Origin of the sequence: Citrobacter sp. wls708 (assembly GCF_005281255.1) — a bacterium.
GTDB classification, from domain to species: Bacteria; Pseudomonadota; Gammaproteobacteria; order Enterobacterales; family Enterobacteriaceae; genus Citrobacter; species Citrobacter werkmanii.
In genome coordinates, this window is the sequence record NZ_SZXE01000043.1 from 311106 (window position 1) to 332498 (window position 21393).

Sequence of the window (21393 nt, forward strand, 5' to 3'; positions counted from 1 at the left end):
GCTTCGCCTTATCCGGCCTACTTTTCGCATTCACGTAGGCCTGATAAGCGTAGCGCCATCCGGCAAACCGGGATAGATGACTGCGGGAAGGACATAATGACAATCAACAACCACTCCGGCGTACAACTGCGTATTCGCGGCAAGGTACAGGGCGTCGGGTTTCGCCCCTTCGTCTGGCAACTGGCGCAGCGCCTGCAACTGCATGGCGACGTGTGCAACGACGGTGACGGTGTGGTGGTGCGCTTACAGGAAGATCCGGCGGAGTTTATTGCGCAATTACATCAACATTGTCCGCCGCTGGCGCGCATTGATAGCATTGAGAGCGAACCATTCGCCTGGACGCAGCAGCCTGCCGATTTCTCGATTCGCCAAAGTGCAGGCGGTACGATGAATACGCAAATTGTCCCGGACGCCGCGACTTGTCCCGAATGCCTTGTTGAAATGAACACCCCCGGCGAACGTCGCTATCGCTACCCCTTCATCAACTGCACCCATTGTGGCCCGCGTTTTACGATTATCCGCGCCATGCCGTACGACCGTCCGTTTACCGTGATGGCGTCCTTCCCTCTCTGTGCGCAATGCGATACAGAGTATCGCGATCCCTATGACCGTCGCTTTCACGCCCAACCCGTTGCCTGCCCGCAATGTGGTCCACATCTTGAGTGGCTAAGCGCGGGTGAGCGAGCGGAAAAAGAAGAGGCGCTGCAGGCGGCGGTAGCGTTGCTAAAAGCGGGCGGCATTGTCGCTGTGAAAGGCATTGGCGGTTTTCATCTGGTCTGCGATGCGCGAAATGATAATGCTGTGGCGCTGCTCCGGTTGCGTAAACATCGCCCGGCTAAACCGTTGGCGGTGATGTTGCCTGCTGACGACGGACTGCCTGAAGCTGCGCTTCGTCTGTTAACCACCCCTGCCGCACCGATCGTGTTGGTGCAAAAACGCTATGTAGCGGCATTGAGCGAGGGAATAGCGCCAGGGTTAACGGAAGTTGGCGTTATGCTGCCAGCGAATCCGTTGCAGCATCTCCTGTTACAAGAGATGCAGTGCCCGCTGGTAATGACCTCCGGCAACCTCAGCGGCAGGCCGCCAGCCATTACCAACGCGCAGGCGCTGGAAGATTTACGCGAGATTGCCGACGGTTTCCTGCTGCATAACCGCGAAATTGTGCAGCGTATGGATGACTCCGTGGTGCGTGAAAGTGGGGAAATGCTGCGCCGCTCGCGGGGTTACGTGCCGGATGCGGTCGCGTTGCCGCCGGGTTTTCGTGACGTGCCGCCGATGCTGTGTTTAGGCGCGGATCTAAAAAATACCTTCTGTCTGGTGCGTGGCGAACAGGCGGTTATCAGTCAGCATTTGGGCGATCTCAGCGATGACGGCATCCAGCAGCAGTGGCGTGATGCGCTGCGCCTGATCCAGAATATTTATGACTTTACGCCACAGTGTATCGTGCATGATGCTCACCCCGGCTATGTTTCCAGCCAGTGGGCCAGTGAGATGAATCTGCCGACCGAAACGGTGCTGCATCACCATGCGCATGCTGCTGCGTGTATGGCTGAGCACGGTTGGCCGTTGGACGGTGGAGACGTTATCGCTCTGACGGTAGACGGTATCGGCATGGGAGCAAACGGCGCACTGTGGGGCGGAGAGTGTTTGCGGGTCAACTATCGTGAATGCGAACACCTGGGCGGCTTACCCGCGGTCGCGCTGGCGGGCGGCGATCTGGCGGCAAAGCAGCCGTGGCGTAACCTGCTCGCGCAGTGTCTGCGTTTTGTCCCTGACTGGCAGCGATTCCCGGAAACATCGGCGCTGCAACAGCAAAACTGGAACGTGCTGGCACGCGCCATTGAGCGGGGGATCAATGCGCCGCTGGCGTCATCGTGCGGACGGCTGTTTGATGCCGTTGCCGCCGCGCTCCAGTGCGCACCGACTTCGCTGAGCTATGAAGGCGAGGCCGCCTGCGCGCTGGAGGCACTGGCATCGCAATGTGAAGGCGTTGAGCATCCGGTAACAATCCCCTTGCAAGGTAATGAGCTTGACCTGGCTGTTTTTTGGCAGCAATGGCTGAACTGGCAGGGGGCGCCTGCGGCAAGAGCGTGGGCGTTTCATGATGCGCTGGCGTGTGGGTTTGCCACGCTGATGCGTGAGCAGGCTGAAGCGCGTGGCGTTAAGACGTTAGTATTCAGCGGTGGCGTGATGCATAACCGTTTGTTGTCATCGCGGCTGGCATTTTATCTGGCTGATTTTACCTTACTGTTCCCGCAGCGTTTACCGGCGGGTGATGGGGGATTATCGCTGGGGCAGGGCGTGATTGCCGCGGCGCGCTGGTTGGCGCAAAAATAAAAAAAAGCCCCGGGACTGGCGGGGCAAGAAAAACATGTCGGGGCATACCGACAAGTGGCAACGCACGTCCATGTGCGTGAGGTTAATAAATCAGTAGCAGCATTGCCGGATAAGGCGCGGCGCCATCCGGCACCACAGACTTACAAGGGCAATGTTTTCAGCAGCGCAAAGGCCTCTTTCATCCGGTCTTCACTGACCACAAACGCACATAGCTGGCCTTCGTCGTTCATTCCTCTGGCCACCATACCTTGCGCTTCCGCGGCAATATGCCAGTTCAGATCGCGCCGCTGGGTTTCCCCCGCCAGATGCAATGGCAGTTCCGGCGTTTTAACTTTTACCAGCATGGCAGGTAGCTTCAGCGGAGCATTGCCGCCGAGCAGGTTTTTCGCCAGATACATGGCGCTCAGTTGAATCGGCTGCAGGAACGGCAGCACCTGACCGTTAATTTCCGCGCAGTCGCCGAGGGCATAAATGTCCGGGTGGCTGGTTTGCAGATAGCTGTCGACGCAGACGCCACGATTAATGCTCAATCCGGCACGACGCGCCAGCGCCGTTTCCGGGCGCAGACCGGTGGCGGCGATCACCGCATCGACTTCTACGCGGCGACTACGATCGAGCGTGGCGCGAATACCCGATTCAGTTTTTTCCAGACCCTGAAGCTGTGATTTCAGCAGCAGATGCACACCCATATCGGTCAGACGATGCTGTAAGCGACTGCTGACTTCCGGTGGCATCAGCGAGGCCAGAATGCTGGCGGCGTTGTCGATAAGTGTTACCGCTTTACCGGCACGACAAAAATCCATCGCCAGCTCACTGCCAATCAGACCGCCGCCGACAATGAGTACCCGCTGGGCATCACGCAGTTGCGTTTCACAGGCGCGGTATTCTTGCTGACTGTTCAATGTGAGCATTAACTCACGTCCGGTGACTGGAGGCACAAAGGCTGAAGCCCCCGTCGCCAGCACCAACTTGTCGTACTGCCACTGTTGGTCCCGACTTTTCACGATGTGGGCATCGGTGTCGATGTCGGTCACCCAGGTGTAGGGGAACAGGCGCAAATTAAACTGTTCGGCAAACTCCCCCGCCGACTGGCGGGTGAGGTCGTCTGCACGCTGTGCCTGACTGATAACGTGGCTGAGATCGGGCTTGTTGTACTCATCCATGCTGTCAGCGGCAATCAGGGTCAACGGAACAGTTGCATCCTGTTTACGGATATTTTTGACTAACTGGCGGGCGGCGAAGCCCGAACCAATAATGACAATTCCGTGGCTCATTTTGCCTCCGTTGCCAGTACGTCGAAGACGTCTTTACCTAATGAACATTCCGGGCACAGGAAGTTATCCGGCACATCGCTCCATGGGGTACCTGGCGCGACATCCTGCAACGGTTCGCCTTTTGCTGGATCGTAAATCCACTGGCACACGCTGCACTGCATGCTTGGGCCGAGGTCAGCCGCAGCCGCAGCGGCACAAGCGCACTCTTCTTCTTTGGTTGTCGCTTTGACGGTCGTTTCCGGTAGCGGAGCAAGCGCCCACTGACGTGCAATTTCACGACCGTGCTGACGACACAGTTCCAGCGCATCCAGATCCGGACGCCATTTCGCCTTCAGGCTAAGCGACATCTCAAAACCGGCATCTTGTAAACGGGTGGACAGGCGGTCAACTGCGCCGCCGCTCCAGCCGTGAGAACCAAAGGCGCTGGCGCGTTTGTTACGAAAACGCAGGCCGGTCATCTCTTCCACCAGTCCGGCGATTTTCGGCATCATCACGTTGTTCATGGTGGAAGTACCGACCAGTACGCCTTTAGAACGGAAGACGTTGGTTAGGACGTCGTTTTTGTCGCTACGGGCGACGTTAAAGATTTTCACCGCCACGTTCGGGTCAACTTCGTTGATGCCCTGGGCAATGGCGTCCGCCATCATGCGGGTGTTGTTGGACATGGTGTCGTAGAAGATGGTGATGCGGTCTTCCTGATAATCGGCCGCCCATTTCAGGTACAGCTCAACGATCTGCGTTGGGTTGTCGCGCCATACCACACCGTGGGAGGTGGCAATCATATCGACCGGCAGGTTGAAGCCGAGGATCTCAGTGATTTTCGGCGTCACCAGACGGCTGAACGGGGTCAGGATGTTGGCGTAGTAGCGTTGGCATTGTTCGAACAGTTCGGTCTGGTCAACTTCATCATTGAACAGACGTTCGTCGCAGTAATGCTGGCCGAAAGCATCGTTACTGAACAGTACCGCATCGCCGGTCATGTAGGTCATCATGCTGTCAGGCCAGTGCAGCATCGGCGTTTCAACAAAGATCAGTTGTTTGCCGTTGCCGATGTCCAGAGAATCACCGGTTTTCACCACGTTGAAGTTCCACTCCGGATGATGGTGGTGGCCGGTGATGGAATCAATCGCGTTAGCGGTGCAGTAAATTGGCGTGTCCGGGATGCAGGACATCAGTTCGGTCAGCGCACCGGCGTGATCTTCTTCCGCGTGGTTAATGATGATGTAGTCGATATCCGCGAGGTCAATTTCACTGCGCAGGTTCTGCACGAATTCACGGCTAAACTTATGGTCTACTGTATCGATCAGCACGTTTTTTTCTTCACGGATGAGATAGCTGTTGTAGCTGCTACCGCGCAGCGTTTTGTATTCAGTGCCGTGGAAATCTCGCACTTCCCAGTCACGTTGGCCAACCCAATGAATGTTATTTTTAACCAGAATAGACATAGCAACCTCAATTAATTCAGCGTTTTTCTAAAAAGATATTTTGTTAATTGCAGGTTGTGTGCCAACTTTTTAATTGTTTGATTTTTAATGATTTATTATTTAGTGCCTATAAAGTGGTAGTCAAAATGACTGTTTATTTTATTGTCAATATGACAATATGAATTGTCAAAATGACAATGAGGTTGCCATGAGCTTTTCAGTAGATGTGCTGGCGGGTATCGCCATTGAATTACAAAGCGGTATCGGTCATCAGGACCGTTTTCAGCGCCTGATCACGACCTTGCGCCAGGTGCTGGAGTGCGACGCATCGGCACTGCTGCGCTACGAGTCGCGACAGTTTATCCCGCTGGCTATCGATGGCCTGGCGCAGGATGTCCTCGGCCGCCGCTTCACGCTGGAGGGACATCCGCGGCTGGAGGCGATTGCCCGCGCCGGGGACGTGGTACGTTTTCCTGCCGACAGCGATCTGCCCGATCCTTATGACGGGTTAATCCCGGGTCAGGAGAGCCTGAAAGTGCATGCCTGCATCGGGTTGCCGCTGTTTGCCGGACAAAATCTGATTGGTGCGTTAACGCTGGATGGCATGGAGCCCGATCAGTTCGATGTCTTCAGCGATGAAGAGCTTAGGCTAATTGCCGCTCTGGCTGCGGGGGCGCTGAGTAATGCGTTGCTGATTGAACAACTGGAAAGCCAGAATATGCTGCCGGGTTCGTCGACGGCTTTCGAGCAGGTGACGGAAACCCAGATGATTGGCCTGTCGCCCAATATGATGCAGTTGAAAAAAGAGATTGAGATTGTGGCAGGGTCCGATCTCAACGTACTGATCAGCGGCGAAACCGGGACCGGGAAGGAGTTGGTAGCCAAAGCGATTCATGAAGGTTCGCCGCGTGCGGTGAATCCGCTGGTGTATCTCAACTGCGCGGCGTTGCCCGAAAGCGTGGCGGAAAGTGAACTTTTTGGTCACGTAAAAGGGGCTTTTACCGGGGCTATCAGTAATCGTAGCGGTAAATTTGAAATGGCGGATAACGGCACGCTGTTTCTCGACGAGATTGGCGAACTCTCGCTGGCGTTGCAGGCCAAGCTGCTGCGCGTATTGCAGTATGGCGATATTCAGCGCGTAGGGGACGATCGCAGCCTGCGCGTTGACGTGCGCGTACTGGCGGCGACCAATCGTGATTTACGAGAAGAGGTGCTGGCGGGGAATTTTCGCGCGGATCTGTTTCATCGTCTGAGCGTTTTTCCCCTTTCCGTGCCGCCACTGCGTGAGCGCGGCGAAGATGTAGTGCTGCTGGCAGGCTATTTTTGCGAGCAATGTCGGCTGCGGCTGGGACTTTCCCGCGTTGTGTTAAGCCCCGGCGCGCGTAATCATCTGCTGAGTTACGGCTGGCCCGGAAACGTGCGCGAGCTGGAACATGCCATTCATCGGGCGGTTGTGCTGGCAAGGGCTACCCGGGCAGGGGATGAGGTGGTGCTGGAGGCACAGCATTTTGCCTTGCAGGATGAAAGCCCTGTACCGCAGCCGGACGTCGTGGCAGAGATCCCGCAGCATCACAATTTGCGTGAGGCAACGGAGTCATTTCAGCGCGAGATGATCCGCCGGGCCTTGGCGCAAAATAACCACAATTGGGCGGCAAGCGCGCGGGCGCTGGAAACAGACGTCGCCAACCTGCACCGGCTGGCGAAACGCCTGGGGCTGAAGGATTAGATAATACCGGCCTGATAGAAATCCTGCAGGTTGATAGCGCCGGTGAGTTTACCGTTTTCATCTACCACCGGTGCGGCAGTGATTTTGCGTTTCATCAGGATCTCTTTGGCGTCAATCGCGCGGCTCTGCGCCTGCAGCGTAATGCCATTATGGGTCATTGCTTCGCTAACCTGCGTGGTGAGCGCGCCGCCGCCAACCAGCCAGCGGCGCAGGTCGCCGTCAGTGAAGACGCCTTTCACCAGTGACGCGTCATCACAGACAGCCACCAGACCAAGACCCGTGCGGCTGAGTTCCAGCATCGCGTCCATGACGCTGGTGGTCAGCGTTACCTGCGGAATGGCATCGTCACGGCGCATCAGGTGATGCACTTTATTTAACAGACGAGCGCCCAGCGCGCCAGCCGGATGCGAGCGGGCAAAATCTTCTTCGTTAAAGCCGCGCGCCTGCATCACGGCGATTGCCAGCGCGTCGCCCATCATCAGCGTGTTCACGGTGCTGGAGGTCGGCGCCAGGCGCATCGGGCAGGCTTCACGTTCAACAGAAATATCCAGCACGGCTTTGGCCGCCAGGCCCAGCGGCGAGGTTGGTTTTCCGGTCATGGCCAGCAGGGCGACGGATTTGTCTTCCAGGCGCGGAATGATGAGATCCAGCTCTTTCGCGCCGCCGGAGTAAGAGATAAACAGCATCACGTCGCGGCTTTCAATCATGCCTAAGTCGCCATGCAGCGCTTCCGCCGGATGCACAAAAAAGGCAGGGGTGCCGGTACTGGCGAGGGTCGCAGCAATTTTTTTGCCAATATGGCCTGATTTGCCAATCCCGGAGACAATGACTTTGCCTTCACAGTGGATGATAGTATTGGCGGCGCGGACAAAATCATCGCCCAGTCGCTCCGGCAGTCGACTGGCTTCCTGCAGTTCCAGCATTAACGTCTGACGGCCCGCGTTCAGTAGTGCATCACTCATTGGTTTCTCCGGTTATGATTACTTCAATCCCTTTTGCTTCCAGCGCCTGACGAAATGCAGGGTCTATACCTGCATCGGTAATCAGCTTGTCAACGCTTTCCAGACTGCACACAACATTAGGGCTTTTACGCCCAAATTTTGAGGAGTCAGCCATCAGAATCACTTCGCGAGCGGCATTGCACATCGCTTTACTGACGCTAAAGACCTCATTAAAGGTGGTCACGCCGGCATTGAGGTCAATACCGTCGGTCCCCATGAAGAGTTTATCAAAGCTGAATTGCTCAAAGGCGTTTTCTGCCAGTTGACCGTGAAATGACGCAGATTTTTTGCGAAAGGTCCCGCCAGGCATCAGGATGGTTTGCTCGTTGTCCAGCTCCGAAAGGGCATTAACAATGTGCAGACTGTTGGTCATGACGGTGATGTTACTAAAGCGGGTAAGCATCGGCACCATCTGCAATACGGTGCTGCCCGCATCCAGAATGATGGAGTCGCCATCATGGATATAACGGACGGCGGCTTCAGCGATCTGCTCTTTTTTATGCGTGTTAATTAGGGTTTTGTGATCGATGGGCGGGTCAGATTCATCTTTGTTCAACACTACGCCGCCATAGGTACGAATGACGGTTCCAGCATTTTCCAGAATGACCAGGTCTTTGCGAATGGTTGTACCGGTCGTGTCAAAGTAGTGGGCCAGTTCTTCAACCGAGCATTTTCCCTGCTTTTGCAGGTGCTCCAGTATGGCAGCCTGACGCTGACGAGGTTTCATAGGCGTGATTACCCTGACTTATTTAGGTTGCAAAATGATAATTTCGCAAGCTATTAGCATTCACAACGAAATTACCCATGTTTCAGTTTAAGCGCCAATGATAGTGCATTCTGCGCTAACGGATCATGGGGAAAGATCACATCAGGCTGTAAATCATCAAGATGTTTGCCCATTATGGTGGCAATTTTGCCGGGTCTGGCGAATACGGTAAGACCTTTCATAAATAACGTATCGGTAACCCGCTGTTGCTCATCAAGCGCGATGGCGACGACCACGCGCGGTTTAAACCGTCCGCCGGAACGACCCACGCCCACCCGACCCCGCTGACAAAGTTTATCGAACGCGCGGTTAAAGCGGGATATTTGCCAGCCACCAAGCGCCAGTTGCAGGCACCAGGCGATGGCGGCGACGGTAATCAGTGCGGAAACCATAATGCGCTCCTTTGATTTTGCCGGACGACGGCTGCGCCTAATCCGGCCTACATAATATTCGTAGGCCCGGTAAGCACAGCGCTACCGGGCAGTCATACCTCTTAGAACATCACCTGACCGCCGGTGACGTTAATCGATTGTCCAGTGCAGTAAGAGGCTTTCGAACTGGCATAAAACAGCAGCATGTTCAGCACGTCCTGATAATCGCAGCCGCGTTTGAGCGGAACCTTATCAATGTAATACTGCTCTACTTCATCCGGCTTAAGGCCCAGTTTGGTAGCGTACTGCGGTAATAATGACTGGAACATCGGTGATTTCAACAGGTTGCCGAGCATCAGCGAATGGACGGTAATCCCGTATTCCGCCAGATCCAGCGCCAGCGATTGGGTTAAACCCACGCCGCCAAATTTTGCCGCGCTGTAGCCCGAATTGTGTTTACTGCCTACTTTCCCTGATTTGGAGTTGATCTGGATAATGCGTCCCTGAACGCCATCGCGGATCATCAGGCGCGAGAATTCACGGGCGCAGAGGAAGTAACCGACCAGGTTCACCTGCAGCGAGCGGTCGAAATCCCCAAGCTGAAAGTCGCTGATGAACGCGGCTTTAGCGATACCCGCGCTGTAAACCAGCAGGTCGACGCGACCAAATATTTCATCCACTCCGCGTGATAGTGCCAGCACGCTCTGTTCGCTGGTGGCATCAGCGCCAAAACCGTACGCTGTGCCTGCGCCAAACTCGGCGTTAATCTCCTGCGCGACGTTGGCGGCTTTATCGCTTTGAATATCCACCACCGCGACGCGGTATCCTTCTGTCGCAAGCCCACGGCAAAGGAACGCTCCCAGGGTCTGGCCTCCACCAATGACAACGGCAACCTGATTCATCTTTTTCTCCTTCAATCTTAAGCAACAAACTTCAAAATACAGCCCGGCGCGATATCGTCCGGTACAGGGCCCGCCACATGTACGGTGCCAGGGAATTCCGCTTCGCTGAGTCCGTCAAAACGTAGGGTGATATGCCCCAGTTCACGTAAGTTTTGTTCCGCCACGCTGCCAACGGCGGTGACCGGGTAGTGATGCTGGCCCAGTTCAAACTGGATCCCGGCGTGCAAAGAACCGTTCAGATCGCCGTGGCAATGGATGAAGCAAAACTCTTCAATATCCGCTGGCGCGCCTTCACGAAAGGTAATTAACATCTGGTCGCAAAGTGCGTCCGGGGCGCTTTGGCCGATGCGGGTGATGGTGGTTTGATAAATCACGGTCATTTTTGAGTGCCTCTTATTGGTAAATAAAGCCGGATACAAACCAGGCGATGAGAACGGTAGGCGCGCCGGTCAGGAAGCGGCTTACCAGGACGGATGGCACGCCGACGCGGACCGTGTCCTGACGCGCTTCGGCCAGCGATAACCCCACTGGAATAAAGTCGCATGCGGCTTGCGCATTAATGGCAAACAAGGCCGGTAGCGCCAGATGGGGAGGGATGTTCCCCAGGCCAATCTGTACGCCGATCAGCACCCCGATAACCTGGGCGATGACCGCACCAGGGCCGAGGAAAGGCGACAGCAGCGGGAAAGAGCAAATCAGCGCCAGCGTCACCAGTCCCAGCGGGTGGCTGGCGAGCGGTGCGAGTCCATGGGCTATCCAGTCTCCCAGACCAGAAGCCATGATGATGCCGATCAGCGCCGAGACGAACGCCATAAATGGCAGAATGGTTTTCAGAACGGTATCAATAGTGTCGCGACCGGCCTGGAACAGGACAGCAACGGCTGACCCCATGCCCATACCGACTTTTGCCAACAGACCATCGCTTTGTTCAGTAATCTTTTTACTGGTGTCGTAATCGCGACCAATCGTGCTGCTTGCAGGTTGCGGCGCAATGGATGCTTCACCGACAACGGTAATGTTTTCTTCTTTTACGCCAGAGACATAGATATCTTCGACAATGTACTGGGCCAGTGGACCGGATTTCCCCGTGGCGTGAATATTTACCGTGGGTATGCGACGTTTGGGATAGATCCCACAGCGCAGCGTGCCGCCGCAGTCGATGATCGCCACGCCAATTTCACTCTCCGGCGGTTCGCCCTCTTTGAAACCATCAATGGCCTGCCAACCGGTCAGATTCGCCAGCGTGTCGACAATCGCAGGGCGAGTCCCGGCAGTGATATAGACAATTTTCTTGCCCGGTACGGCATCTAGTTCAAGCGGGCCGCCCCAGCCGCCGGTGCCTTTTTCAATACGAATACGCGTCATGATGTTGCTCCCGCCAGATGAACTTTCTGCTCAAGTTGAATGCCCATTTTTTTCTCGAAAATGGCGGTGGTGAAATCGGTTACCCAGCCGCGGAAGAAGTTGGTGACCAGACCGACCAGCAAATAGCTCACCGCCAGCGGGCCAAGCGGAAGGCCCAGCGTCGTCAGGCCGCTGGCGATACCGAGATAGACAAACAGCTCGCCGGGGTTGATGTGCGGGAATAAGCCATTCATGGAATGGCAGCTATAAGAGGCCGCAGCGTAGTAGCTGGGCTTGTACTTTTCTGGCATAAAGCGGCCCAGGCTTAGCGTCATCGGATTACAAAACACAAATGTGCCGATGCACGGCAGCAGCAGATAGCGGGACAGTGGGTTTCCGGCGCAGCGCTGAGCAAAACGTTCAATACGCTGCTGGCCGATAAAGTTAATCAGCGCATTCATGATGACCAGCAGGCTAATCAGCAGGGGAAGAATACCGGTCACCATGCCGGTAAACACCTCTCCGCCTTTCTGGAACAGCCCGATAAACCACTCAGCACCGAGTGTGATGGTGTCGATCATTATTCTCTCCTGTAGGGTTTTTTAGTTATCTTGCCAAACGGAAACTAATTTTAATCAGATCGAAAGATTTAAAAGTGTTATTTTGATCTCAAAATGAAAGGTAAATATTTTATTTTGAAAGTTATTGCGTAAGCGCTCGCAAATATGACGGTCGGAAGTGCAAGAGGGGGGAAATTCTGTGAAGCAGAGCGACTACTGCTTCCTTGTATGGCTGAGGATGCTTTACCATACTTCTCCCAGGCTGAATTTGTTTAATGGATGTCTCATGTTCAAGCGTCGTTATGTAGCGTTACTTCCCCTTTTCGTATTGCTTGCTGCCTGTAGCAGCAAACCTAAACCTTCAGAGACTCAAACGACTACGGGTACGCCATCCGGCGGTTTCCTGCTTGAGCCACAGCACAATGTCATGCTAACGGGCGGCGATTTTGCCAATAACCCGAACGCGCAACAGTTCATCGAGAAGATGGTGAACAAGCATGGCTTTGACCGTCAGCAGTTGCAGGAGATCCTGTCGCAGGCCAAGCGGCTGGACTCCGTATTGCGTTTGATGGACCGTCAGGCGCCGACGACTCAACCTCCAGCCGGACCTAACGGCGCGTGGCTGCGTTATCGCAAGCAGTTCATCACGCCGGACAACGTGCAAAACGGCGTGGCCTTCTGGAATCAATATGAAGATGCCCTGAACCGTGCGTGGCAGGTCTACGGCGTGCCACCGGAAATCATCGTCGGTATTATTGGCGTAGAGACGCGCTGGGGCCGCGTGATGGGCAAAACGCGAATTCTGGATGCGCTGGCGACGCTGTCCTTTAATTATCCTCGTCGTGCGGAATACTTCTCTGGCGAACTGGAAACTTTCCTGTTGATGGCGCGAGATGAAAGTGATGATCCGCTCGATTTGAAAGGTTCCTTCGCCGGTGCGATGGGCTACGGCCAGTTTATGCCGTCTTCCTATAAAGAATATGCGGTCGATTTCAATGGCGATGGGCACATTAATCTGTGGGATCCGGTTGACGCCATCGGTAGCGTGGCGAACTATTTCAAAGGCCACGGCTGGGTGAAAGGCGATACGGTCGCGGTGCCGGCGAATGGTCAGGCGCCTGGGCTGGCGAACGGCTTTAAAACCCAGTACAGCATTTCACAGCTTGCCGCCGCGGGTCTGACGCCGCAGCAGTCGTTGGGGAATCATCAGCAGGCCAGCCTGCTGCGCCTGGATATTGGCACCGGTTATCAGTACTGGTACGGGCTGCCAAACTTCTACACCATCACCCGCTACAACCACAGTACCCACTACGCGATGGCGGTGTGGCAATTGGGTCAGGCGGTAGCGCTGGCGCGCGTACAGTAATCGCTCCAACCGGCCTACAGATAAGATATTGCTTGTAGGCCGGATAAGATGCTCTGACATCGCCATCCGGCGGGTCTTATTTTGCAACGGATCAATTTTTGGAATCCCCCTCGTAAAACGTTCTCCCCATCCCCACATTGGTTGTGAAAGTGCTATCTTGTGCGGCATATTTTTTTAACTGACAGAGGCTGAAATGACCGACAGTGAACTGATGCAGTTAAGCGAGCAGGTTGGCCTGGCGCTGAAAGCGCGCGGGGCGACCGTTACGACGGCGGAATCCTGCACCGGCGGTTGGGTAGCCAAAGCCATTACGGATATTGCCGGCAGTTCCGCCTGGTTTGAACGCGGGTTCGTGACCTACAGCAACGAAGCCAAAGCGCAGATGATTGGCGTGCGCGAAGAGACGCTGGCCCAGCATGGCGCGGTGAGTGAGCCTGTCGTCGTGGAAATGGCGATTGGCGCGCTAAAAGCGGCCCGCGCGCATTTAGCGGTCTCGATCAGCGGTATTGCGGGGCCGGATGGCGGCAGTGAGGAAAAGCCTGTGGGTACGGTATGGTTTGCCTTTGCCAGCGCAAGCGGCGAGGGGATTACCCGCCGGGAATGTTTCAGCGGTGACCGCGATGCGGTACGTCGGCAGGCGACTGCCTATGCGTTACAAACCCTGTGGCAACAATTTCTACAAAATACTTGATACTGTATGAGCATACAGTATAATTGCCTCAACAGAACATTATCTTTCACGTTTCGCGGTTTACCCCGAAAGCGGCATGACAGGAGTAATTAATGGCTATCGACGAAAACAAACAGAAAGCGTTGGCGGCAGCGCTGGGTCAGATCGAAAAGCAATTCGGTAAAGGCTCCATCATGCGCCTGGGTGAAGACCGTTCCATGGATGTGGAAACCATCTCCACCGGTTCGCTTTCTCTGGACATCGCATTAGGCGCGGGCGGTTTGCCAATGGGCCGTATCGTCGAAATCTACGGGCCTGAATCTTCCGGTAAAACGACGCTGACGCTGCAGGTTATTGCCGCCGCTCAGCGCGAAGGTAAAACCTGTGCGTTCATTGATGCGGAACACGCGCTGGATCCCGTCTATGCCCGTAAGCTTGGCGTTGATATCGACAACCTGCTGTGTTCCCAGCCGGATACCGGTGAACAAGCGCTGGAAATCTGTGATGCGCTGGCGCGTTCCGGTGCGGTTGACGTTATCGTTGTCGACTCCGTGGCGGCGCTGACGCCGAAAGCGGAAATCGAAGGCGAGATTGGCGACTCTCACATGGGTCTTGCGGCGCGTATGATGAGCCAGGCGATGCGTAAGCTGGCCGGTAACCTGAAGCAGTCCAACACGCTGCTGATTTTCATCAACCAGATCCGTATGAAAATTGGCGTTATGTTCGGTAACCCGGAAACCACTACCGGTGGTAACGCGCTGAAATTCTATGCCTCCGTGCGCCTGGACATTCGCCGTATCGGCGCAGTGAAAGAGGGCGACAACGTGGTTGGTAGCGAAACCCGCGTTAAGGTCGTGAAAAACAAAATCGCCGCGCCGTTTAAACAGGCTGAATTCCAGATTCTGTATGGTGAAGGTATCAACTTCTATGGCGAACTGGTTGACCTGGGCGTGAAAGAGAAGCTGATTGAAAAAGCCGGTGCATGGTACAGCTATAACGGTGAGAAAATCGGTCAGGGTAAAGCGAATGCGACCAACTGGCTGAAAGAAAACCCGGCAACCGCAAAAGAAATTGAGAAGAAATTGCGCGAGTTACTGCTCAATAACCAGGATTCAACGCCAGATTTCTCTGTTGATGACGGTGGCGAAGACGTAGCAGAAACGAACGAAGATTTCTGATAATCTGTTTTACATCGCATACAGTAAAGGGCTGCATATCATGCAGCCCTTTTGCATTTCTGAAGGTTCACTATGACAGATGCAACTTCCCGCCGATCCGCTTATTCCCGACTGCTCGACCGCGCCGTGCGTATTCTGGCAATGCGCGATCACAGCGAGCAGGAACTACGGCGTAAACTGGCCGCGCCGGTGATGGGCAAACAAGGGCCGGAAGACATTGATGCTTCCCCGGAAGATTACGACAAGGTCATTGCCTGGTGCATTGAAAGTCATTATCTGGATGATGACCGCTTCGTTCAGCAGTTTATTGCCAGCCGTAGCCGCAAAGGTTATGGGCCTGCGCGAGTGCGGCAGGAACTCAGCCAGAAAGGAATCTCGCGTGAGGCTATTGAGCGCGCCATGCGCGAGTGTGAAATTGACTGGGCAGTACTTGCGCGCGAGCAGGCAATCAGGAAATACGGTGAACCTTTACCAGTCGATTTTTCAGATAAGGTAAAGGCCCAGCGTTTTTTGCTCTATCGTGGCTATCTGATGGAAGATATTCAGGCAATATGGCGAAATTTTGACGATTGAGCGCATACGGGATTTTACTTCCCAGTAAAGAAAACTTATCTTATTCCCACTTTTCGATTGCCAGAGGCGCAGTTTGCTGCCGATGCTGGTAATGACATTTCGTTAGCTTGATTTCTTCAGGATAATTATGAGCAAGAGCACCGCTGAGATCCGTCAGGCGTTTCTCGATTTTTTCCATAGTAAAGGACATCAGGTAGTTGCCAGCAGCTCCCTGGTACCAAACAATGACCCTACTTTGTTGTTTACCAACGCCGGGATGAACCAGTTCAAGGATGTTTTCCTTGGCCTCGACAAGCGTAATTATTCCCGCGCAACCACCTCGCAGCGTTGTGTACGTGCGGGCGGTAAGCACAACGACCTGGAAAACGTCGGTTACACTGCACGTCACCATACCTTCTTCGAAATGCTGGGCAACTTCAGCTTCGGCGATTATTTCAAACACGACGCCATTCAATTCGCATGGGAACTGCTGACCGGTGAAAACTGGTTTGCCCTGCCAAAAGAACGTCTGTGGGTCACCGTCTATGAAACTGACGATGAAGCCTATGAAATTTGGGAAAAAGAAGTTGGTATTCCGCGCGAGCGTATCATCCGCATTGGTGATAACAAAGGCGCGGCCTATGCATCCGACAACTTCTGGCAGATGGGTGATACCGGTCCTTGCGGTCCGTGCACCGAAATTTTCTACGACCACGGCGACCACATTTGGGGCGGCCCTCCGGGAAGCGCAGAAGAAGATGGCGATCGCTACATTGAGATCTGGAACATCGTCTTCATGCAGTTCAACCGTCAGGCTGACGGCACCATGGAACCGCTGCCGAAGCCGTCCGTGGATACCGGTATGGGTCTGGAGCGTATTGCGGCCGTGCTGCAACACGTTAACTCCAACTATGAAATTGACCTGTTCCGCTCACTGATTGAATCCGTCGCGAAAGTTACTGGTGCGACCGATCTGAGCAACAAGTCGCTGCGCGTTATCGCTGACCATATCCGTTCTTGTGCATTCCTGATTGCCGATGGCGTTGTCCCGTCGAATGAAAACCGTGGCTATGTGCTGCGCCGTATCATTCGCCGCGCGGTACGTCATGGCAACATGCTGGGCGCGAAGGATACCTTCTTCTACAAGCTGGTTGGTCCGTTGGTGGAAGTCATGGGGTCTGCAGGTGAAGAGCTGAAGCGTCAACAGGCAATGGTTGAACAGGTTCTGAAAACCGAAGAAGAACAGTTCGCTCGTACGCTGGAACGTGGTCTGGCACTGCTGGACGAAGAGCTGGCAAAACTGACGGGTGATACGCTGGATGGCGAAACCGCCTTCCGTCTGTATGACACATACGGCTTCCCGGTTGACCTGACGGCAGACGTTTGCCGCGAGCGCAACATCAAGGTTGACGAGGCGGGCTTTGAAGCCGCAATGGAAGAACAGCGCCGTCGTGCGCGTGAAGCCAGCGGTTTTGGCGCAGACTACAATGCGATGATTCGCGTTGATGGCGCTTCAGAATTTAAAGGGTATGAGCATCTTGAGCTGAACGGCAAAGTGACTGCGCTGTTTGTCGATGGTAAAGCGGTAGACGCCATTAACGCCGGTCAGGACGCTGTTGTTGTACTGGATCAGACGCCGTTCTATGCGGAATCTGGTGGTCAGGTTGGCGACAAGGGCGAACTGAAAGGTGCGGGCTTTGCGTTTGCCGTGAGTGACACGCAAAAATATGGCCAGGCGATTGGTCATATCGGCAAACTGTCTGCGGGTTCTCTGAAAATAGGCGATGCAGTACAGGCTGATGTGGATGAAGCGCGTCGTGCGCGTATCCGCTTGAATCACTCCGCAACGCACCTGATGCACGCGGCGCTGCGCCAGGTATTGGGCACGCATGTGGCACAGAAAGGCTCGCTGGTTAACGATAAAGTGCTGCGTTTCGACTTCTCTCATACCGAAGCCATGAAGCCTGCTGAAATCCGTGCCGTTGAAGATCTGGTGAATGCGCAAATTCGTCGCAACCTGCCGATTGAAACGAACATCATGGATCTGGAAGCGGCGAAAGCCAAAGGCGCAATGGCGCTGTTTGGCGAGAAATATGATGACCACGTGCGCGTTCTGAGTATGGGCGATTTCTCCACCGAACTGTGTGGCGGTACTCACGCCAGCCGTACGGGGGATATCGGTCTGTTCCGCATTGTGTCTGAGTCAGGCACGGCGGCGGGCGTTCGTCGTATCGAAGCCGTAACCGGTGAAGGCGCTATCCAAACCGTGCATGCTGAGAGCGACCGCTTAAGCGATATCGCGCAGCTGCTGAAAGGCGATAGCCAGAATATCGGTGATAAAGTGCGTTCTGTACTGGAACGTACGCGTCAACTCGAAAAAGAATTGCAGCAATTGAAGGAACAGGCTGCGGCGCAGGAGAGTGCAAATCTCTCCAGCAAAGCGGTTGATATCAACGGCGTGAAGCTGCTGGTCAGTGAACTTGCGGACGTTGAGCCGAAAATGTTGCGTACCATGGTTGATGATCTGAAAAATCAACTGGGGTCTACCGTTATCGTTCTGGCAACGGTAGTTGAAGGTAAGGTTTCTCTGATTGCTGGTGTGTCTAAGGATGTGACAGACCGAGTGAAAGCAGGGGAACTGGTTGGTATGGTCGCTCAGCAGGTAGGCGGTAAGGGTGGTGGTCGTCCGGACATGGCGCAAGCCGGTGGTACGGATGCAGCGGCTCTGCCTGCAGCGTTAGCCAGTGTGAAAGGCTGGGTCAGCGCAAAACTGTAATAATTATAAGCGTAAGTCGACGCTGCGGGCTTCAATCCGCAGCGTTTGCATCAACGCTATCGACAACGATAAAGTCAGGTTGAAGTTGTGTATATCGGCTAAACTTAGGTTTAACAGAATGTGATGCCGTGACTGCTTACACTTAGGTGTTTGTCATCGCTTACTTTTTGGCGTTATATGATGGATAATGCCGGGATACAGAGAGACCCGACTCTTTTAATCTTTCAAGGAGCAAAGAATGCTGATTCTGACTCGTCGAGTTGGTGAGACCCTCATGATAGGCGATGAGGTCACCGTGACAGTTTTAGGGGTGAAGGGCAACCAGGTACGCATTGGCGTAAACGCCCCGAAAGAAGTTTCTGTCCATCGTGAAGAGATCTACCAGCGTATCCAGGCTGAAAAATCCCAGCAGTCCAGTTATTAAGGTTTTCGCGTCTCACCATTCTGGTGAGGCGCAACCTGATTGAGTTGTCCTTTTTCTTCGCTTTTCTGCTTCACTCCCCCCATTTTCTCTTTTCCCATACGCACATTGTCGTTCCCGGCGAATTTTCTGTTTGTTCATTGTCTGCGGAAACTGCCAATTTATCTGTTGATAAAACACTCTTTTTGCCGTTTTTGCAGACTAATTGCGCGTGAAATGTGCAAACGATAAAAGCTCTGGAAAAATTGTTTGACTTATAAGTCCCAGAAAGTAATATGTGCGCCACGCAGCGACGATGAGCAGAAACAAGTTCTTCGAAGCACTCGTAAGAGGCGTGTTGGTGAGGTGGCCGAGAGGCTGAAGGCGCTCCCCTGCTAAGGGAGTATGCGGTCAAAAGCTGCATCCGGGGTTCGAATCCCCGCCTCACCGCCATTTGCATCCGTAGCTCAGCTGGATAGAGTACTCGGCTACGAACCGAGCGGTCGGAGGTTCGAATCCTCCCGGATGCACCATCTTCTACGAGATAACAGCTAAACTGTTGTTTCATGGTGTGCGAGATAATCGCCAGCACCAGGGAGGATAACGTTGCTTCAGCAACGGCCCGCAGGGCGAGGTGCAGCCGAGTAATCCTCCCGGATGCACCATATTACTTGATAGCGCTTTAGTAGCGACATCAAATCTGCAGTAAAGTAAGTTTCCCGATGCATCCGTAGCTCAGCTGGATAGAGTACTCGGCTACGAACCGAGCGGTCGGAGGTTCGAATCCTCCCGGATGCACCATATTCTCCTGAATAACAGCGAAACTGTTGTTGTATGGTCTGCGAGATAATCGCCAGCACCAGGGAGGATAACGTTGCTTCAGCAACGGCCCGCAGGGCGAGGCGCAGCCGAGTAATCCTCCCGGATGCACCATATTACTTGATAGCGCTTTAGTAGCGACATCAAATCTGCAGTAAAGTAAGTTTCCCGATGCATCCGTAGCTCAGCTGGATAGAGTACTCGGCTACGAACCGAGCGGTCGGAGGTTCGAATCCTCCCGGATGCACCATCTCTTACTTGATATCGTTTATTACGATATCAATATCGGCAGTAAAGCAAGTTTTCCGATGCATCCGTAGCTCAGCTGGATAGAGTACTCGGCTACGAACCGAGCGGTCGGAGGTTCGAATCCTCCCGGATGCACCATCTCTTACTTGATATCGTTTATTACGATATCAATATCGGCAGTAAAGCAAGTTTTCCGATGCATCCGTAGCTCAGCTGGATAGAGTACTCGGCTACGAACCGAGCGGTCGGAGGTTCGAATCCTCCCGGATGCACCATCTCTTACTTGATATCGTTTATTACGATATCAATATCGGCAGTAAAGCAAGTTTTCCGATGCATCCGTAGCTCAGCTGGATAGAGTACTCGGCTACGAACCGAGCGGTCGGAGGTTCGAATCCTCCCGGATGCACCATATTCTCCTGAATAACAGCGAAACTGTTGTTGTATGGTCTGCGAGATAATCGCCAGCACCAGGGAGGATAACGTTGCTTCAGCAACGGCCCGTAGGGCGAACGCTAGTGAGTAATCCTCCCGGATGCACCATCTTCTTGCCGTATCAGTAGTAATCAGCAATTCCCGATGCATCCGTAGCTCAGCTGGATAGAGTACTCGGCTACGAACCGAGCGGTCGGAGGTTCGAATCCTCCCGGATGCACCATATTCTCCTGAATAACAGCGAAACTGTTGTTGTATGGTCTGCGAGATAATCGCCAGCACCAGGGAGGATAACGTTGCTTCAGCAACGGCCCGTAGGGCGAACGCTAGTGAGTAATCCTCCCGGATGCACCATCTTCTTGCCGTATCAGTAGTAATCAGCAATTCCCGATGCATCCGTAGCTCAGCTGGATAGAGTACTCGGCTACGAACCGAGCGGTCGGAGGTTCGAATCCTCCCGGATGCACCATATTCTCCTGAATAACAGCGAAACTGTTGTTGTATGGTCTGCGAGATAATCGCCAGCACCAGGGAGGATAACGTTGCTTCAGCAACGGCCCGCAGGGCGAGGTGCAGCCGAGTAATCCTCCCGGATGCACCATATTACTTGATAGCGCTTTAGTAGCGACATCAAATCTGCAGTAAAGTAAGTTTCCCGATGCATCCGTAGCTCAGCTGGATAGAGTACTCGGCTACGAACCGAGCGGTCGGAGGTTCGAATCCTCCCGGATGCACCATATTCTCCTGAATAACAGCGAAACTGTTGTTGTATGGTCTGCGAGATAATCGCCAGCACCAGGGAGGATAACGTTGCTTCAGCAACGGCCCGCAGGGCGAGGTGCAGCCGAGTAATCCTCCCGGATGCACCATCTTCTTGCCGTATCAGTAGTAATCAGCAATTCCCGATGCATCCGTAGCTCAGCTGGATAGAGTACTCGGCTACGAACCGAGCGGTCGGAGGTTCGAATCCTCCCGGATGCACCATCTTCTCCTAAATAATAGCGAAACTGTTATTTCACGGTCTGCGAGATAATCGCCAGTGCCAGGGAGGATAACGTTGCTTCAGCAACGGCCCGTAGGGCGAACGCTAGTGAGTAATCCTCCCGGATGCACCATCTTCTCCTGAATAACAGCGAAACTGTTTCTTCATGGTCTGCGAGATGATCGCTAGCACTTTCCCCCTCATGAATCATTTCCACATACTCCCTGAACATCCCTCAATTCGCTGTCAGCGACAAAATCA

Annotated in this window: 17 protein-coding genes and 11 tRNA genes; 19 read left to right on the forward strand and 9 right to left on the reverse strand. The window is 54.1% G+C overall.

What is annotated here, in order from left to right; genetic code table 11:
* Nucleotides 1-96 precede the first annotated feature (96 nt).
* Nucleotides 97-2337: a carbamoyltransferase HypF gene (gene hypF / locus FDW97_RS22670; RefSeq protein ID WP_137351655.1), complete on the forward strand. Its 2241-nt coding sequence runs from the start codon at nucleotides 97-99 to the stop codon at nucleotides 2335-2337.
* Nucleotides 2338-2477: 140 nt separating this feature from the next.
* Here hypF and norW read toward each other — a convergent pair whose 3' ends face one another.
* Nucleotides 2478-3611, reverse strand: coding sequence for an NADH:flavorubredoxin reductase NorW (gene norW / locus FDW97_RS22675; RefSeq protein WP_137351656.1), 1134 nt, complete (start codon nucleotides 3609-3611; stop codon nucleotides 2478-2480).
* Nucleotides 3608-5056, reverse strand: coding sequence for an anaerobic nitric oxide reductase flavorubredoxin (gene norV, locus FDW97_RS22680; RefSeq protein WP_085048871.1), 1449 nt, complete (start codon nucleotides 5054-5056; stop codon nucleotides 3608-3610). Before norV ends, norW begins: the two co-directional genes overlap by 4 nt.
* 187 nt (nucleotides 5057-5243) lie before the next feature.
* Between norV and norR the strand changes: the two genes are divergently transcribed.
* Nucleotides 5244-6761: a nitric oxide reductase transcriptional regulator NorR gene (norR, locus tag FDW97_RS22685; protein WP_085048872.1), complete on the forward strand. Its 1518-nt coding sequence runs from the start codon at nucleotides 5244-5246 to the stop codon at nucleotides 6759-6761.
* Here norR and gutQ read toward each other — a convergent pair.
* From gutQ to srlA, 7 genes are all read right to left on the reverse strand, one after another.
* Nucleotides 6758-7723 carry an arabinose-5-phosphate isomerase GutQ gene (gene gutQ / locus FDW97_RS22690; protein WP_038633059.1) on the reverse strand — a complete coding sequence of 322 codons (966 nt, stop codon included), beginning with the start codon at nucleotides 7721-7723 and terminating at the stop codon, nucleotides 6758-6760. The genes norR and gutQ overlap by 4 nt on opposite strands.
* Nucleotides 7716-8489, reverse strand: coding sequence for a DNA-binding transcriptional repressor (locus FDW97_RS22695; protein WP_006687181.1), 774 nt, complete (start codon nucleotides 8487-8489; stop codon nucleotides 7716-7718). Before FDW97_RS22695 ends, gutQ begins: the two co-directional genes overlap by 8 nt.
* A 71-nt stretch (nucleotides 8490-8560) precedes the next feature.
* Nucleotides 8561-8920 carry a transcriptional regulator GutM gene (gutM, locus tag FDW97_RS22700; RefSeq protein ID WP_038633053.1) on the reverse strand — a complete coding sequence of 120 codons (360 nt, stop codon included), beginning with the start codon at nucleotides 8918-8920 and terminating at the stop codon, nucleotides 8561-8563.
* 101 nt (nucleotides 8921-9021) lie between these two features.
* Complete coding sequence (gene srlD / locus FDW97_RS22705) at nucleotides 9022-9801, reverse strand: sorbitol-6-phosphate dehydrogenase (protein WP_006687183.1); 780 nt, start codon at nucleotides 9799-9801, stop codon at nucleotides 9022-9024.
* 17 nt (nucleotides 9802-9818) lie between these two features.
* Complete coding sequence (gene srlB / locus FDW97_RS22710) at nucleotides 9819-10181, reverse strand: PTS glucitol/sorbitol transporter subunit IIA (protein WP_038633050.1); 363 nt, start codon at nucleotides 10179-10181, stop codon at nucleotides 9819-9821.
* A gap of 13 nt (nucleotides 10182-10194) precedes the next feature.
* Nucleotides 10195-11166, reverse strand: a complete 972-nt coding sequence (locus tag FDW97_RS22715) for a PTS glucitol/sorbitol transporter subunit IIB (RefSeq protein WP_121529464.1) — start codon at nucleotides 11164-11166, stop codon at nucleotides 10195-10197.
* Entirely contained in the window at nucleotides 11163-11726 is a 564-nt protein-coding gene (gene srlA / locus FDW97_RS22720) for a PTS glucitol/sorbitol transporter subunit IIC (protein ID WP_003825953.1), read from the reverse strand. Before srlA ends, FDW97_RS22715 begins: the two co-directional genes overlap by 4 nt.
* 265 nt (nucleotides 11727-11991) lie before the next feature.
* On the opposite strand from srlA, the gene mltB reads away from it, so the two are divergent.
* The 17 genes from mltB (at nucleotide 11992) to FDW97_RS22805 (ending at nucleotide 21134) form a co-directional block, all read left to right on the forward strand.
* A complete protein-coding gene (mltB, locus tag FDW97_RS22725) occupies nucleotides 11992-13071 on the forward strand; it encodes a lytic murein transglycosylase B (RefSeq protein WP_038633043.1) in 1080 nt (359 codons plus the stop codon).
* A gap of 193 nt (nucleotides 13072-13264) precedes the next feature.
* Nucleotides 13265-13762: a nicotinamide-nucleotide amidase gene (gene pncC, locus FDW97_RS22730; protein WP_087856224.1), complete on the forward strand. Its 498-nt coding sequence runs from the start codon at nucleotides 13265-13267 to the stop codon at nucleotides 13760-13762.
* Between the two features lie 92 nt (nucleotides 13763-13854).
* Nucleotides 13855-14919 (forward strand): recombinase RecA, encoded by a 1065-nt coding sequence (gene recA / locus FDW97_RS22735; RefSeq protein WP_038633038.1) that lies wholly within the window; start codon nucleotides 13855-13857, stop codon nucleotides 14917-14919.
* Nucleotides 14920-14991: 72 nt separating this feature from the next.
* Nucleotides 14992-15492 (forward strand): recombination regulator RecX, encoded by a 501-nt coding sequence (gene recX, locus FDW97_RS22740; RefSeq protein WP_137351657.1) that lies wholly within the window; start codon nucleotides 14992-14994, stop codon nucleotides 15490-15492.
* A gap of 127 nt (nucleotides 15493-15619) precedes the next feature.
* Nucleotides 15620-18247 carry an alanine--tRNA ligase gene (alaS, locus tag FDW97_RS22745; RefSeq protein WP_061382320.1) on the forward strand — a complete coding sequence of 876 codons (2628 nt, stop codon included), beginning with the start codon at nucleotides 15620-15622 and terminating at the stop codon, nucleotides 18245-18247.
* A 238-nt stretch (nucleotides 18248-18485) separates the two neighbouring features.
* Nucleotides 18486-18671, forward strand: a complete 186-nt coding sequence (csrA, locus tag FDW97_RS22750) for a carbon storage regulator CsrA (protein WP_000906486.1) — start codon at nucleotides 18486-18488, stop codon at nucleotides 18669-18671.
* Nucleotides 18672-19007: 336 nt separating this feature from the next.
* Nucleotides 19008-19100, forward strand: a tRNA-Ser gene (locus FDW97_RS22755).
* Between the two features lie 3 nt (nucleotides 19101-19103).
* Nucleotides 19104-19180: transfer RNA gene (locus tag FDW97_RS22760), tRNA-Arg, on the forward strand.
* A 191-nt stretch (nucleotides 19181-19371) separates the two neighbouring features.
* A tRNA-Arg gene (locus FDW97_RS22765) sits at nucleotides 19372-19448 on the forward strand.
* Nucleotides 19449-19639: 191 nt separating this feature from the next.
* Nucleotides 19640-19716, forward strand: a tRNA-Arg gene (locus tag FDW97_RS22770).
* A gap of 60 nt (nucleotides 19717-19776) precedes the next feature.
* Nucleotides 19777-19853: transfer RNA gene (locus FDW97_RS22775), tRNA-Arg, on the forward strand.
* Nucleotides 19854-19913: 60 nt separating this feature from the next.
* Nucleotides 19914-19990: transfer RNA gene (locus tag FDW97_RS22780), tRNA-Arg, on the forward strand.
* Between the two features lie 60 nt (nucleotides 19991-20050).
* Nucleotides 20051-20127: transfer RNA gene (locus tag FDW97_RS22785), tRNA-Arg, on the forward strand.
* Between the two features lie 169 nt (nucleotides 20128-20296).
* Nucleotides 20297-20373 (forward strand) — tRNA-Arg (locus FDW97_RS22790).
* A gap of 169 nt (nucleotides 20374-20542) precedes the next feature.
* Nucleotides 20543-20619 (forward strand) — tRNA-Arg (locus tag FDW97_RS22795).
* A gap of 191 nt (nucleotides 20620-20810) precedes the next feature.
* Nucleotides 20811-20887: transfer RNA gene (locus FDW97_RS22800), tRNA-Arg, on the forward strand.
* Between the two features lie 170 nt (nucleotides 20888-21057).
* A tRNA-Arg gene (locus FDW97_RS22805) sits at nucleotides 21058-21134 on the forward strand.
* Nucleotides 21135-21393 lie beyond the last annotated feature (259 nt).

Excerpts from the sequence above, each read along its gene's own strand:
- alaS (WP_061382320.1), top strand. The coding sequence starts at position 15,620 with ATGAGCAAGAGCACCGCTGAGATCCGTCAGGCGTTTCTCGATTTTTTC.
- norR (WP_085048872.1), top strand. The coding sequence starts at position 5,244 with ATGAGCTTTTCAGTAGATGTGCTGGCGGGTATCGCCATTGAATTACAA.
- mltB (WP_038633043.1), top strand. The coding sequence starts at position 11,992 with ATGTTCAAGCGTCGTTATGTAGCGTTACTTCCCCTTTTCGTATTGCTT.
- FDW97_RS22715 (WP_121529464.1), bottom strand. The coding sequence starts at position 11,166 with ATGACGCGTATTCGTATTGAAAAAGGCACCGGCGGCTGGGGCGGCCCG.
- recA (WP_038633038.1), top strand. The coding sequence starts at position 13,855 with ATGGCTATCGACGAAAACAAACAGAAAGCGTTGGCGGCAGCGCTGGGT.
- FDW97_RS22695 (WP_006687181.1), bottom strand. The coding sequence starts at position 8,489 with ATGAAACCTCGTCAGCGTCAGGCTGCCATACTGGAGCACCTGCAAAAG.
- srlD (WP_006687183.1), bottom strand. The coding sequence starts at position 9,801 with ATGAATCAGGTTGCCGTTGTCATTGGTGGAGGCCAGACCCTGGGAGCG.
- pncC (WP_087856224.1), top strand. The coding sequence starts at position 13,265 with ATGACCGACAGTGAACTGATGCAGTTAAGCGAGCAGGTTGGCCTGGCG.
- hypF (WP_137351655.1), top strand. The coding sequence starts at position 97 with ATGACAATCAACAACCACTCCGGCGTACAACTGCGTATTCGCGGCAAG.
- recX (WP_137351657.1), top strand. The coding sequence starts at position 14,992 with ATGACAGATGCAACTTCCCGCCGATCCGCTTATTCCCGACTGCTCGAC.
- csrA (WP_000906486.1), top strand. The coding sequence starts at position 18,486 with ATGCTGATTCTGACTCGTCGAGTTGGTGAGACCCTCATGATAGGCGAT.
- srlA (WP_003825953.1), bottom strand. The coding sequence starts at position 11,726 with ATGATCGACACCATCACACTCGGTGCTGAGTGGTTTATCGGGCTGTTC.
- gutM (WP_038633053.1), bottom strand. The coding sequence starts at position 8,920 with ATGGTTTCCGCACTGATTACCGTCGCCGCCATCGCCTGGTGCCTGCAA.
- srlB (WP_038633050.1), bottom strand. The coding sequence starts at position 10,181 with ATGACCGTGATTTATCAAACCACCATCACCCGCATCGGCCAAAGCGCC.
- norW (WP_137351656.1), bottom strand. The coding sequence starts at position 3,611 with ATGAGCCACGGAATTGTCATTATTGGTTCGGGCTTCGCCGCCCGCCAG.
- norV (WP_085048871.1), bottom strand. The coding sequence starts at position 5,056 with ATGTCTATTCTGGTTAAAAATAACATTCATTGGGTTGGCCAACGTGAC.
- gutQ (WP_038633059.1), bottom strand. The coding sequence starts at position 7,723 with ATGAGTGATGCACTACTGAACGCGGGCCGTCAGACGTTAATGCTGGAA.